Here is a 13,421-nt window from a genome sequence, read left to right on the forward strand (position 1 = left end):
ATAAGCCGTTTTTTTATTTGTCATTCGTGTCAATTAGTTCAAAAATTAGTTCTGTTAAAGTCTGCAAGTCACTTTCAATAGTGCCTTTCATATATCGTTCATAAACACTTTTGTTGTCTGGCGGGTTGAGATTAAGTGTCAAGCCTTTTTCTACTGCCAACAATCTTAAAAACTCTCTTTGTGTTCGTCCGTTTCCTTCTCTGAATGGGTGTAAATAGTTGACGTTATCTAGAATTTCAGCTAATTTCTCAGCTAGCAGTTGTTTGTTGTCTTTCGGAATTTTCTTGAAGTCGGCAATTAATTGGTTAATGTATCTAAAAGCGTTGTCAAAGTGCGAAGTAGGGAAGAACTGCTTACCGTCTTTGCTAATTTCAACTGTCCGCTTTTTGCCTGCCCAAACGTATATGTCTTGAAATAAATGTCTGTGAATTTCAAAAAGGCTGTCAATACTCTTGATTTTTATGGGGTTTTCGTAAAGTTCTTGAAGTCGTTTTGTTACTGCACCACTCTCAACGAAGAGCAATACATCGGGGTCCGTTATGTCCTGTAAATTTCTTAAAAGTCCTGTCTTCGGGTCCGTGTATGTGAAGTCAGGGTCTATGTATTTGTAGGAATTAGACATAGGCTTTTTGTTTGGCAAACGCAACAAGTTCTGTTAGAGATATTTTTCCTGTCACATAGTCCCTTATGATTTCAATACCTTTTGGTGTCGGTTTAAAACCTTCAAACATATTGCTCCCCAAGGCATTTGCTGTGCTTTCTAAGGTTTTTAAGTCCGAAAACTTAACTCCCATTATTGTTAGATTGCTTCTGTCTATTTCTATCGTATTGAACATCTTTTTCAGTCTTAAATGTTTTCAAATTTACAAAGAAGTTAGGTCAAATCGCTTGTTTTCTGTCGCTTTAAAATGGCTTATAACGTTCCGAAGCTACACGCAGGTGGGGATTTTTAGCACTGAACTTTATTAGAAGTACTAAACTTGAACCTTGCAGAAATTTTAATAGAAGCAGTTAATCCCCACTTGCGTGTAGCTGCTGTTGTGCGTTCGGCTTTCTGGTCTATACATTTTTGTGCAATTCAATTTCAGGCATTTCGTCCCAAGTTTTGCCTTCCAAAAGTCGCCCAGTTTTCTTTTTGTTTGTCCCGCCCCATTGTTTGAAAAAGAAGGCAACGTCTGCGTCCAAACATTGATTTTTTATATCTGTAACCCATTCTTCTTTCATAGGTCTAGGCTTTCGTCCGCTTTCACCACCCACAATTACCCAGTCAATTCCTGTCAGGTTCATATTGGGAATTGCTCCAATTAATGGTTCACAAGAAAGGAATTTAACTCTTGCTCCTGTCTCACGAAGCAAATCAATTCTTTTGGTCACTTTGTTGTTCTCTACTGAAACTCCCATCCAAATGTTATGTGTCCAATCTAACCATCCTTCGCTGTCGTAATATCTTAAAATGTCCGCACGCTTTGTCAAAACCTGAAAAACGTGTTGCGGATTTTCCTTCATTACTTTAAACACTTTCCTTATAAAATCAATTGGGACGTCTTTGTGAAATAAGTCGCTCATGGAGTTTACAAAAACTACTTTTGGTTTTTTCCAAGTGTAAGGTGTTTGCAATTCGTCTTCGTGAATGGTTATCTCGAAATTGTCTTTGTATTTTTCAACACCCATTGCTTGTAAACGCTTTGACATAACCTCTGCATAACAGAATTTACAACCTGCCGAAATTTTGTCGCAACCTGTTGTAGGGTTCCAAGTCATTTCAGTCCATTCTATGCTTGATTGTGCCATTTTTATTTCTTTATTTGGTAAGTGATAATGTTGTTATTACGGAAAACGTTTTCATAAGTCAAATATGGTGTTTTTGTGTCATAATTTAGTTTCCCTAATTTCTTAAGTTTTTTCAAGACTACTTCTGCGTGTTTAGGAATATGTCCGCATTGATATGTATAAATCAGAACAGCTTTATTTGTAGTTGAATCAATCTCTAGTAATTTGTTTTCAAGGTCTGATTGAAACTTCTCAATTTTTGTCATTCGTTTGCCTTCAAATATAGTCAGCTGATTTTTCTTGTTATCATCATCAATATCAAAGTCAGCTTCTCCATTCAATTCATTTCTTTTCCATGCTATTGTTAGGAATTTGTGGACAGCAGCATAGTTCTTTGCACCAAATACAATTCCATAAATGTTTGCATTTTTTTTGATTGAAAAAGGAAATAATTTCAATTCAGTTTTCGTAGGAAGTCTTGATTTCATTTTGTTCAAAACCAATCTGTGCATATTTCTATATTCTTCTACTTCTAATTCAGAAACATCAATCTCAAGTGCTTTTCTAAATTCTTCCGTTTTTCCATAGCGTTTAAAAAATGAAGAAGAAACAAAGAAAAGAAAGTCTGTAGTTTTAAGTTTTTCTAACTCGTTTATATACTCTTGTGAGATGAATTTTACTCCATTTTGATCTAAATAAACAAGTGAAGGGTACTTACTAATAGTTGGTGTCAATTTAAAGAATAACTCTTCTGCATTCTCGTTGTAAAAGTTTATGGTCAGAAAGTATTTGAACTTTGGATTTCTGCTTATATACTCATTACAATTCTCTCTTAAAAGTTCAAATTTCTTTTGTTTCTTTTTTTTAGGTTCAAATTCATTCAAGTGTAAAACAATCTTTGTCTTTTTAGACATTATGATCCCCAAATGTTCATTAATCTTTTCCAGAAGACGAATTGGACTTCCTGGAATATTTTTTGAGTCGTATCCTGGACCTGAGAAAAGGTCAAAAATGTGAATTTCTTTGGCAGATTGCATTACAAAGGTCGGAATCCAAGCTTGAGCATAATCTTCAAAGATTTCAAGTTTGGTTATTGTTCCTTTGTCGAACGGTTCTAAGTGAATGTTTTTTGAACCCATTTAATATTGATTTTCTTTCTCGGTTTCGGTTTTCTAAGCTGACGCACAACGGTTTGCCGCTTTGCGAAGGCGGGGATTTTTAGCACTAAACTTCATTAGATGCACAAAGCTTGAATTTAGCACTTCACTTTCATAGAAGCACGAAACCCCCGCTTTTGCAAAACGGCTGTTAGCAGTAGCCTTTTTATTGTTCATTTTCGGTATTTCTTTCGCTTATTCTTGCCTTTTCTTTTTCTATTAAAAGTCGTGGATTTTTTTCAACCTTTTCTTTCAGTTCGTTAAATTTAGGTTCTAAATCTTTGACCATATTAATAAATTCAATCACTTGTTTGCTGTCAACAGTTTCTCTTCCGTGTGCAACTTGATTTCTCACATTTCTAAAGTCAAATAGTTTCTTTCTTGTTTTCTCGTCAATTTCGACTTCGTATTCATTCATCAGACGTGAAACGTTATCTGGATTGAAAAATCTAAAAATTGACATACGATAATCACGTTCTTCGCCTGTCGCTTGACTCAAAATCAATTCTCTAATTTCATTAGTTTGTCCTTCCATATAAGCATATGCAGATAATAGAGCTCCAACTGGGTGAACCTTAGTTAGTTTGTTAAGCTTATCTAATTCTGTTTGCGTTGTTACAGAGCGAAGTTTAAATATTGCTAAATCATCTTCTTCTAAAAAATCTTCTAAGACTTTTTCAATATCTAAATTGTAGTTTTCTTTTAAAAACTCTTTGAAAAAGTCGTATGTGGCTTCCATATAGAAAATTGTGGTTAATTCATTTGGAAAGCCATATCTGTGCTGTAAAGCATTTCTTTCATCGATTAGTAATTCTAATTTGTTTAAATGTGGAATTTTAATGCTTTTTTCTTTCGATAAAGTTTCTATTGCACCTGTAATGGTTACTGTTTCTTTTGGATTTTTGTAGATAGAAAGTCCTAAGTCTAACATTAAATCCTTAAAAATTAATTCAACAGCATTGGCAAGATGAAGAATTACAAACTTTCTATCTCTCTCTGTTCCCATATTAAAATGTTCAATAGAATGAGAAAAAAGGTCAAATGAACTTTGGAAAAGCGGTGAAGTATATGCCATAACTAATCTCGTGTTTTGTTAAGTGGAATTATTTTAACGCTGTAGCTTCCAATTGTTGGGTTTTTCTTGTGTACATCTGTTATGAGTAAATATTCATTTTCAATATGTTCCATTTTCTGCCAGTTGGCTTCAAAAATTGTTTGATATAGTTTTGGGTCTATATCACTTTCCATTAGCGTCACTTGTCCTAAACAATTGAAGTTATCAAATGAAATCATTACCTCCATTTGACGATTTGTAATTTTATTGTTAGCTGTTGTAATTGTCACAATTGCATTAAAATGAACAATTGAGTATTGATTCATTAATTTATGCGTTTCTACAAAGTCAGAAAGTTGTTGTCCATTAATATATTTTTGTTCCATTGTGTTGTTCGTTAAGGTTACTGCTAACTCATTTATACCCCTCACAAAGTGTCGCAAATCCAACCAAAATTAGTTGGCTTTGTCTCATAAACGTGAGGATTTTTTATAGATAAAAATACAATTTTTTCTTTTTTAAATCATAAAATGGACTTTTTATTTTTTGCAAACTTTTGGTAATGACGAGGGTATAAATTTCGGTGGTTTTACTGCTGTTATTGTAACCCGCCCCAAAAATGACCCCTCCCCATTTTTAGGAGTCTTCTAAAATAGAAAAATGGGCTGTTTTGACCTGTTTTTCTATGAACATTTCCGGCGTTAAATTTCCAATGAAACTTTGCGGCCTGAAGGTGTTGTACTCCTCTCTCCAGACTTCTATTTTCTCTTTGGCATCTTCCATTGAAAGAAACCAGTGTGCGTTTAGGCACTAATCCCGGAAGCTCCCATTGAAAGACTCAATGTACGGATTATCTGTGGGTTTTCCCGGTCTAGAGAAAATTAGTTCAACTTGATGTTCATATGCCCACCTGTCGGCTTCTTTAGAAATAAATTCCGATCCGTTATCTACCTGAATCTTTTTCGGCTTTATGCCCTCTAATAGACGAAGTTCCTCCAAAACGGCATCTGCGTCGCCTCCTTTTAACCCTTGTCCCACTTGAATCGCCATGCATTTACGGCTATAGTTAACGACTATAGTTAAGCAACGGATCTTTCGGCCACCGAACAGCGCATCTGCCACAAAATCCATACTCCAACATTCATGTAAACTGGAAAAAACAGGCCGCTCGGAGCAGTGTGAAGCAGCCCGGCAACGCCTAGGGCGCTTCACACGCAGATTCAAGCCCTCTTCTTTGTATATACGGTAAACACGCATATGGTTGTCTTTCCAGCCCTCCCTTTTTAGTAAAACAACAATCCGCTCGATACCGTAGCGAAACCGCGTCTCCGCAATATTCCGTATGCGCTGCCGTAGTGGGGCATCGTTCTTACGAACATTTTTATAATACCACACGGATGTACTCAGCAGTGATACATGACATGCTCTGGGAAGGGGAATTCGATAATCAGAAACCACTCCAGCAACCATTTTTCGACGTTGAGCAGGATTTAATACTTTTTTTTAAAAAATATTAGAAGAAAGCAAAAATAAGCAAAACGGTTAAGACCGTTCATATACAGTGGTTTATAAAACGTGAGGCAAAATTTGGAAGTAGGTGTCCGACAAGTTTTGGGCTTAAAATGACAAGGTTAGGTTACTAAATCGTTACTGAATACAACTAACCGAATGATATATAACAATCTATATTTCAGTCATTTGCATCGCTTTTCATATTCCCTTGTAACTCAATAAAAGTTAATTTTAAACGTTAAACAATTGAGTTATGGAACAAGAGAAAAGATCCACGTTCAAACTGCTTTTCTACCTGAAGAAGAATGAACCTAAGAAGAACGGGAACGTCCCTGTTATGGGGCGTATCACTATTGACGGAACACCAAAATCCTTTAGTACCAAACTGGACATCAACCCCAATAATTGGGATTTAAAACACGGAAGGGTTTTGGGCAAAAGTGCGCAGGCGCTGAGTACCAATCTTAAATTGGACAATATACGGGTGCGTATCAATAAGATTTACGATGATATGCTCAAAGATGAAGGCTTTGCAACTGCACAAAAAGTAAAACTATCATTTTTGGGAGTTGGTGTAATGGATGATGCCATCCTTAAAGTGTTTAAAGACCAGAATGAGGATTTTGAAAGAATGGTCAGCAAGGGCAAACGTTCTCAAAACACCTACAATAAATACAAGACCGTTTACAATCATCTGTCCGAATTTATTAGGGAACGCTATCACAGGGAGGATATGGCGTTTCGGGAACTTACCTCAGACTTTATCCGGGAGTTCGATTTCTTTCTGCGCATAGATAAGGAATGTACACATAACACGGTTTGGGTTTATACCATGCCGGTTATTGCTTTGGCGGAACTGGCAATTAAAAAAGGCTTGATTCGACAAAACCCTTTTGAAGATTATGAAATCAGCATGGAAGAAACTGATCGCAGCTATCTTTTAAAAGAGGATGTAGAAAGGTTAATGCTTCTAAAACCGTCCAAGTCCAAATACGAACTTGTAAAAGACCTCTTTATTTTCAGTTGCTTTACAGGGCTTTCTTATATTGATATTCAAAAGCTGAAATGGAGCAACATACAGTCCTTCTTTGACGGCCACCAATGGATCATTAGCAGGAGGAAAAAATCAGACGTTGCTTCAAACGTCCGCCTATTGGAAATTCCGAAACGTATTATTGAGAAATACAGGGGCGTTACACGCAATGAGTATGTTTTTCCGGTTCCTTCCAATGCAACCTGCAATAGTCATGTAAAGAAATTGATAGAGGAAGCGGAAATTATTACAGAACAGAAAGTAACCTTCCATACTGCACGTCACACATTTGCTACCATGTTCCTGACCGAAGGTGTGCCACTTGAAAGCCTTAGCAAAATGATGGGGCATAAAAATATTTCCACCACACAGATTTATGCCAAGATCACAAGTCAGAAAATCAGTAAGGACATGGATTTAGTATCACATAAATTCGCCGGAATGGAAGCTGCATTTATTGAAATGGAAGAAGAGGTTCTTGTTTAAAATTATTATTTACTTACAAATCGAAGCAGGATTAAGTCCTGCTTTTTTTATGCCCATACTTAACCCTTAAAGCACATTTATTTCTCCTGCACACACCCTCTGCCATAAAAGAGCTTTGACAGGATGTATTGATAAACCATACAAAAATCTTCCCTTCTGCTGCTCAACTACATTTTCAGTATCGTTTACGTGGCTTCCCAGGCCACGATACTTTGAAACAATAAAAGGTCTTTAAAAAATTCTGTTACAACTGAATGCAGATTTTGTAATCACACGGGACCGCTTCCTAATGCCTTTTCCACCTGCTTCCACATAGTTTTTATTCAAGAGCCAGTATGCCGCTTTTGTTCCATTTCAAGAGCAAAGGTATGATCGTGTTCTTAACCCAGGAACAAGGTCATGCCCCTTGGGTTTGCCAAAAAATCTCCACCCATGCGGGTCGTATTTGTTTGGCAAAACCTTGTTCCTGCTAAACACTAACCTTTTATGCTCGTGAAACGAAACAAAGCATACTCCGGCTCTTTAGACGAATAAAAAAAATGTCAGTAATGGAAAAATACAGCATTGGAAACGGTAACAGAGTGAAACGAAACTTCAGCACCTCCTCTCATTACCGAATAAATCTAAAAAAATCAAATCAGAACAAATTTCATAACGCAAAAAAGTAGAAAACATGAACATCACAGGAAGACTGACAAGGGATGCGGAAGTACGCACAACGTCACAGGACAAACAAGTAGTAAACTTTTCGATAGCGACCAACGACAGCTACCGTAACAAACAGGGCGAACGCATAGAGCAAACAACCTACTTCGACTGCTCATACTGGATAAGCCCCAACGTAGCGAAGATACTCACCAAAGGCACATTGGTAGAGCTGACAGGCAGGGTAAGTGCAAGGGCGTGGACTGGCAATGATGGAGAAGCACACGCAGGGCTGAATTTCCATACCTCAAACATCAAACTGCACGGAGGTGGCAAAAGAGCAGAAACCGTACAAGCTACTGCAAAGGTAGAAAGTAACAAGGTAGTGCCACAGCCAGTAGAAGATGACCTACCATTTTGACAACAACTATTCATTCAAATTTCAAACATTTTAAATATTAATATCATGGCACATAATATCAATTTCAACGAGAGAACAGGACGTTATTCATTCTTTAGCGTACAACAAAAAGCATGGCACGGTTTGGGGCAAATCGTGGAGCAATACCCGACAAGCGAGGAAGCTATCAAATACGCAGGGTTAGATTATGAGGTAGTAAAATCCCCCCTGTTTACCAAAGGTTCAGGCATAATCGAAACGGCTAACGGTATCGAGATAGGCAGTAGTGAACTTGAAGTACCCAACTATTTCGCCAACATACGCACCGACAACAATGCTGTATTGGGTGTGGTGGGCAAAGACTATCACATTGTACAGAACCGTGAAGCCTTCAATTTCTTCGATGCTATTGTAGGCGGTGGCGAGGGTATTCTGTACGGAACCGCAGGGGCATTAGGCAACGGAGAACGCATATTCATAACCGCAAAACTTCCTGACTATATCCGTGTAGGCAATGGCGATGACGTAACAGAGAAATATATCTTCCTCACGACTTCGCACGATGGTAGCGGAAGCATTACCGCAGCATTTACACCTATCAGGATTGTATGCCAAAATACCCTTAACGCTTCGCTTCGCAATATGAGCAATGTTGTACGCATCAAGCACACTTCGGGAGCAAAACAACGTTTGGAAAACGCTCACAAGGTTATGGGCTTGGCAAACACACTAAGCAACCAGTTAGAAGGCATTTTCAATGAGTGGGCGAAGGTAAAAGTAACAGACAGAGAAGTTAGAAAGCTAATCCAATTGGCACTTTGCCCGAATAAGGAAACATTTGATTTGCTGAAAAAAGGTGCAGAGGATGAAGTTTCCACGCTGTTCAAAAATACCGTAGAGGATGCCTTTGCATACGCAATGATAAGTGATACACAGCAAATGGACACCACTAAAGGCACATTGTTCGGGGCTTACAACGCTGTTACAGGCTACTATCAGAATGTACGCAACTATAAGAATGATGAAGCCAAGTTGCAGAGTATTGTAATGGGTGGCACTGCACAGTTAAAGACTCAAAAGGCTTTTGAACTATGCACCTCATTTGCAACAGACGGAGCAGAAATTCTAAACCTTAATTAAACAACTAAAGGCTACCGCCTTAAACGGTGGTAGCCTACTAAAAAATATGGCTATGAAATCAAAATCAATAGACGAAGCGAAAAATATGGCTAAAGATAAAAGCATTGAAACTGGGCATAAGGATGAAGCCATATACATCATTTATTGCAGTAGAAGCGAGTATTTCTATGTAGATACAGACAGCTTAATACGGCTTTGGGAACGGCTGATAGGCTACTATGAAAATGGAGTTTATACCGCTGAAAAATAACCTCATAATATGATGCAAGTAACAGATTTGAACGGTTGCCCTATTGAGGTAACAAACCTTAGAGAAGCCATAAAAATGGCGAGGCAATATAAAGAATACCGACACGAGGATAAAAGTTTCTCCGAGTTTGACAAACGGCAAAAAGCCTACTGGACGGATATGTACGAGAAACTGACAGCAATCAAAAAAAGATTAGACGACAATTAAAATTTAAGAACGATGAACGCAAATTTTTTCAATCAGATAGCACAGTTGGATTTTACAGGTAATCTGCAACTGACAATAGCAAAAGGCAATGACAGTAACCTTATTGTATCGGTTTTGCTCAATAACGAAGGGTGCGGAGATAACGCAAAAAACCTAATCCCCCCTTTGACCTTTAACGCCATTCCGCAGGACTTTGACGAGGGATTTTTTGAGCAGATAACCACGCCTATACAAAAGGCTTCGGGCTTAATGGTGGATATGGAAGCATTTATGAAACAATTGGAAGAAGCCAAAAAAAATTCCGCAATGGAGAAAGAGAAAGCCGATAAGCAGAAGAAAGAGCAGGAAGCCAAAGACAAAAAATTCAAAGATGGAATGGCAAAGGCTGAAGAACTGGAGAAAGAGGGCAAGTTCCGTGATGCGTGGATGAAAGTACCCGATATAACAGAGTTTCCCGAAAAAGCAGACGAGATACGTAAACGCAAGGGCGAACTATCCGCAAAATTTTCAACACCGAGCCTTTTCGGAGCAGAACAGGAACAGATTGTTTAACGCCAAAATTCAGAAACCATGTTATTAGCAACGCAATTAGAAAGAGTATTTATACTTAACGATAAAGGACAGCAAATAAAACTGACCGACCCCGAACCAAAATGGAGCGTGGAAGCCGTGATGAATTTCTATGCAAATTCTTACCCTATACTGACCACCGCAAAAGTATCTGCCCCTGTTATCCGTGACGATACAGTACAGTACCGATTTGAGAGTGTAATGGGAACTAAAGGTTAAACCAAAAAGCAAAAACGATGAACTATGCAACGCAACATCATATCGGGTACTATCAAAACCCCACAGCAACCCAAACAGCGGACTTTGCACAAACAGTTGGGCGAGTTCGCAGACTGGATGCAAAGACCAAAGGACGCAAACGAGATACGGAAAGACAAATTGAAAGCCGTACCGATAGCCATGCTACCAATGGTTTTCTAAGATGTTCATTCCTCCCGAAACTGCAAGAAGCGGAAACGGCACAGGCTTGTAAGAAATCTGAAAAAACGGAAAGGGATTTTTACCAGTCCCTTTCCAAACTTGCAGGACATTACGGCATACAACCTATACAGTCCAGGCAATACGGCTATCCCTACAATATCGCTTTGGCTTTGGATGATACAGAAGAACAGTTAAGGAAAAAGTTTCGTGATTGGGAAGAAATACGTTTGATACAGGATAGTAAGAAAACGTATTTCGTAAGCGAGGAACGGTACAGTACAGGTGCAACCCTGTATTATATTCCTGTAGTGCCATTGTACCGGCTATCCAAGAACCCTAACCGTAAGCAAGCCGTACAGCTATTGCAGTCCGTGTGTGCCTACCTGTACCACATTGCAGATGTTCCTTATTATCGGCAGGAAAGCAGTTTCCTGTATTGGATGTATGAAATGGTAACGGAGTGGATTGTATGCGATGATGAGAACGAGGACACGCCAACCTATTTAAACGAGATTAGGCAAGCAGAGCAGATAGGCGAACGAATGGAGCAGAAGATTTACAACGGGCAGAATTTGAGCCGATTTAAAGAGCGTTTAAATGCCTTTAAAATCAAAGACAGCTTTGACCAAGATTGTTACAAACTGGCAAGCGAAGCCTTTGCCCTGTATGGACAATTCCCGACTGCCACCATAAACCGCAATGCCCTGCCAAACGGAGAAGCTAACGAGGAAGATATGGAAAACATTATAGGGATGGAAAAGTATGTTTCTTTTTGTGCCGATGCAAAAGGCATTTTGTTTCAAACACTTTTCGACAGCGTTAACACCGAGTTGCAGGAATACGGACAAATGGAAGAACCCACCATTGTGAAACGGTTTGATGGTAGTGATATTACCGCCAATACCCTTGAATTTGAAAACCGTGTTTTTTCCTTAATTGAGGAATTGATATACATACTGGATAACTATTAGAAACAGCAAGCAATGAAAGATATAACACAAGACTTTGGAACACTCTACCACCCCTTATCGGCTTTGGTTTTCTACCAAACCAAAGGAAGTAGTAAAGCCACCTATGTGGAGCATTTTGATATGGATAAGAACGGTAATCCAATCAACGCCCATCCTTTGACCGAACGAGAAGCCAAAGTATTGGCAAAAGCACTTAATACGGAAAAGGAAAAGAGTAAGGCATTTTTAAAATCTAACGGCATTCTACCTACCAACGTCCTGCACATTAATCCGAGTGAAAACGGTACGGTACTTTGGTACACCAAAGCACGAAAAACCAAAATGTACTTTACGGAAAGTCTTGAAATACCAAACGGCACGGCGGAAGTACCTGCAATGCTTTGGTATGCAAGCAAGCAGAGCCTTGTTGTTTTTGCCCTTGATAAAGACCGCAGACCTACCGAAAAAACCGCATTGTTTCACGCTCCGTTTTTCAACGTGTACGAGGATGGACACGTATGTATGGGAAATGTAGATGTGAACATCAAAAATTCGGCTTCGGTGGAAGAATTTATACAGGCGTGGCAAAGCTATTTTTTCAATAGCTATTTCAGCCACTTGGTAAACGAACACAACCCCATAAAAGGGAATTGTGTAAGCCTTTGGAAAGACCTTATCAGCACAGGTAAAGCCTTTCCTAAAGAAGTATTGAAAAAGACAAACAAGACCATAAAAACGATATTGTAATGAACACAGAAATTTTAAAAGTCCATTTTACGGACAGCTATTTGATAAATCCAACCAACCCGATAACGGTAAACGTAATCGGGGCAGGTGGCACAGGCTCAAAAGTAATGACCGCTTTGCTTGAAATGAACCATAGCCTGATCGAGTTAGGACACGCAGGATTATTTATACGTCTTTGGGATGACGATGTTATTACCCAAGCCAATTTAGGCAGACAGCGTTTCGCTGAATGCGAGGTCGGGTTGTACAAGTCCGTTGCCATTATCAACCGTATCAACCGTTGGGCAGGTACGAACTGGAAAGCCGAAGCAAGGAAATTTGAAAAAGATAGTAAGGAAAGGTTGCCCGAAAACGCAGGAGCAAGTATTTATATTTCTTGTGTGGACAGCGTACAAGCAAGGTTTGAGATTGCGGACATATTAAACGGATTGAACAACGGCAAAGCCTATTCCAACCGCCCACGCTATTGGCTGGACTTTGGCAACAGCCAACATACAGGACAAGCTATACTATCTACAATAGGAACTATACAGCAACCCAAGTCCGAGAAATACGAAACGGTGGCAAGCCTGCCAATGGTTACGGATGAATTTGGCGAATTGCTCAAACAATCCGAACTGGAAGATGATACGCCAAGCTGTTCCCTTGCTGAAGCGTTGGAAAAGCAGGATTTGTTTATCAATTCATCTTTGGTGCAGATGGGTTGCTCCCTGTTATGGGGTTTGTTCCGTAACGGATTGACACCATACAGGGGATTTTTTCACAACCTGAAGGATTTCCGCACCCACCCTATAAAAGTCGCCTGATTGGAAAATCGGGCGGCAAAAAGACACTCCCTCCCGATGGTCGGGGCAGTCTTTTTGCATCAAAGCGGTGCAACCCCTTTGCCAAAATGGGATACCCACGCACCATTCCTTCCGACACATTTTACCAAACAGGTTGCGGCATTATTTGAGGGATATTCATTATCCCTTTCGTTGTTTTAGGGAACTTCTTTTCTTACCACATTGGCGACCTAAGAAAAGAAGCAAAAGAACGCCGCTTATTGGAAAGGCTTATCGTTTGTTTAAGGTACACTAT

The 13,421-nt window shown here is 39.1% G+C and carries 16 protein-coding genes and 2 pseudogenes; 10 read left to right on the forward strand and 8 right to left on the reverse strand.

Annotated elements, in window-relative coordinates; genetic code table 11:
• Window positions 1-13 precede the first annotated feature (13 nt).
• The 8 genes and pseudogenes from LBYS_RS00665 to LBYS_RS19825 all read right to left on the reverse strand — a co-directional run.
• Entirely contained in the window at window positions 14-622 is a 609-nt protein-coding gene (locus tag LBYS_RS00665) for a Fic/DOC family protein (protein ID WP_013406985.1), read from the reverse strand.
• Window positions 615-836: an antitoxin VbhA family protein gene (locus LBYS_RS00670; RefSeq protein WP_013406986.1), complete on the reverse strand. Its 222-nt coding sequence runs from the start codon at window positions 834-836 to the stop codon at window positions 615-617. The genes LBYS_RS00665 and LBYS_RS00670 overlap by 8 nt, the downstream gene beginning before the upstream one ends.
• Before the next feature lie 223 nt (window positions 837-1,059).
• On the reverse strand, window positions 1,060-1,791 hold the full coding sequence (locus LBYS_RS00675; RefSeq protein ID WP_013406987.1) for a DUF5131 family protein: 732 nt from the start codon (window positions 1,789-1,791) through the stop codon (window positions 1,060-1,062).
• A 2-nt stretch (window positions 1,792-1,793) separates the two neighbouring features.
• Entirely contained in the window at window positions 1,794-2,909 is a 1,116-nt protein-coding gene (gene tcmP / locus LBYS_RS00680) for a three-Cys-motif partner protein TcmP (RefSeq protein WP_013406988.1), read from the reverse strand.
• Between the two features lie 184 nt (window positions 2,910-3,093).
• Complete coding sequence (locus LBYS_RS00685) at window positions 3,094-4,002, reverse strand: hypothetical protein (protein ID WP_013406990.1); 909 nt, start codon at window positions 4,000-4,002, stop codon at window positions 3,094-3,096.
• A gap of 2 nt (window positions 4,003-4,004) precedes the next feature.
• Window positions 4,005-4,367, reverse strand: a complete 363-nt coding sequence (locus LBYS_RS00690) for a hypothetical protein (RefSeq protein ID WP_013406991.1) — start codon at window positions 4,365-4,367, stop codon at window positions 4,005-4,007.
• Between the two features lie 250 nt (window positions 4,368-4,617).
• Window positions 4,618-5,112 (reverse strand): annotated as a pseudogene (locus LBYS_RS19820) (integrase core domain-containing protein).
• Between the two features lie 78 nt (window positions 5,113-5,190).
• Window positions 5,191-5,451: pseudogene (locus LBYS_RS19825) on the reverse strand (IS3 family transposase); the annotation flags it as partial.
• Between the two features lie 295 nt (window positions 5,452-5,746).
• On the opposite strand from LBYS_RS19825, the gene LBYS_RS00700 reads away from it, so the two are divergent.
• From LBYS_RS00700 to LBYS_RS00745, 10 genes are all read left to right on the forward strand, one after another.
• Window positions 5,747-7,012 (forward strand): site-specific integrase, encoded by a 1,266-nt coding sequence (locus LBYS_RS00700; protein WP_013406992.1) that lies wholly within the window; start codon window positions 5,747-5,749, stop codon window positions 7,010-7,012.
• 673 nt (window positions 7,013-7,685) lie between these two features.
• Window positions 7,686-8,078, forward strand: a complete 393-nt coding sequence (locus LBYS_RS00705) for a single-stranded DNA-binding protein (protein WP_013406993.1) — start codon at window positions 7,686-7,688, stop codon at window positions 8,076-8,078.
• A 45-nt stretch (window positions 8,079-8,123) separates the two neighbouring features.
• Window positions 8,124-9,197: a DUF932 domain-containing protein gene (locus LBYS_RS00710; RefSeq protein ID WP_013406994.1), complete on the forward strand. Its 1,074-nt coding sequence runs from the start codon at window positions 8,124-8,126 to the stop codon at window positions 9,195-9,197.
• A 52-nt stretch (window positions 9,198-9,249) separates the two neighbouring features.
• Window positions 9,250-9,447, forward strand: a complete 198-nt coding sequence (locus LBYS_RS00715; protein WP_013406995.1) for a hypothetical protein — start codon at window positions 9,250-9,252, stop codon at window positions 9,445-9,447.
• A gap of 9 nt (window positions 9,448-9,456) precedes the next feature.
• The gene (locus LBYS_RS00720) at window positions 9,457-9,654 is read left to right on the forward strand and encodes a hypothetical protein (RefSeq protein WP_123861325.1); all 198 of its coding nucleotides are present in this window, start codon (window positions 9,457-9,459) and stop codon (window positions 9,652-9,654) included.
• A 12-nt stretch (window positions 9,655-9,666) separates the two neighbouring features.
• Window positions 9,667-10,206, forward strand: coding sequence for a PRTRC system protein E (locus tag LBYS_RS00725; protein WP_013406997.1), 540 nt, complete (start codon window positions 9,667-9,669; stop codon window positions 10,204-10,206).
• 18 nt (window positions 10,207-10,224) lie between these two features.
• Window positions 10,225-10,443, forward strand: coding sequence for a PRTRC system protein C (locus LBYS_RS00730; protein ID WP_013406998.1), 219 nt, complete (start codon window positions 10,225-10,227; stop codon window positions 10,441-10,443).
• A 17-nt stretch (window positions 10,444-10,460) separates the two neighbouring features.
• Complete coding sequence (locus LBYS_RS00735) at window positions 10,461-11,615, forward strand: hypothetical protein (protein ID WP_013406999.1); 1,155 nt, start codon at window positions 10,461-10,463, stop codon at window positions 11,613-11,615.
• A gap of 12 nt (window positions 11,616-11,627) precedes the next feature.
• Window positions 11,628-12,341 carry a PRTRC system protein B gene (locus tag LBYS_RS00740; RefSeq protein ID WP_013407000.1) on the forward strand — a complete coding sequence of 238 codons (714 nt, stop codon included), beginning with the start codon at window positions 11,628-11,630 and terminating at the stop codon, window positions 12,339-12,341.
• Window positions 12,341-13,147, forward strand: a complete 807-nt coding sequence (locus LBYS_RS00745) for a PRTRC system ThiF family protein (RefSeq protein ID WP_013407001.1) — start codon at window positions 12,341-12,343, stop codon at window positions 13,145-13,147. The genes LBYS_RS00740 and LBYS_RS00745 overlap by 1 nt, the downstream gene beginning before the upstream one ends.
• The last annotated feature ends 274 nt before the right edge of the window (window positions 13,148-13,421 follow it).

Source organism: Leadbetterella byssophila DSM 17132, assembly GCF_000166395.1.
In the GTDB taxonomy this organism is placed as follows: domain Bacteria; phylum Bacteroidota; class Bacteroidia; order Cytophagales; family Spirosomataceae; genus Leadbetterella; species Leadbetterella byssophila.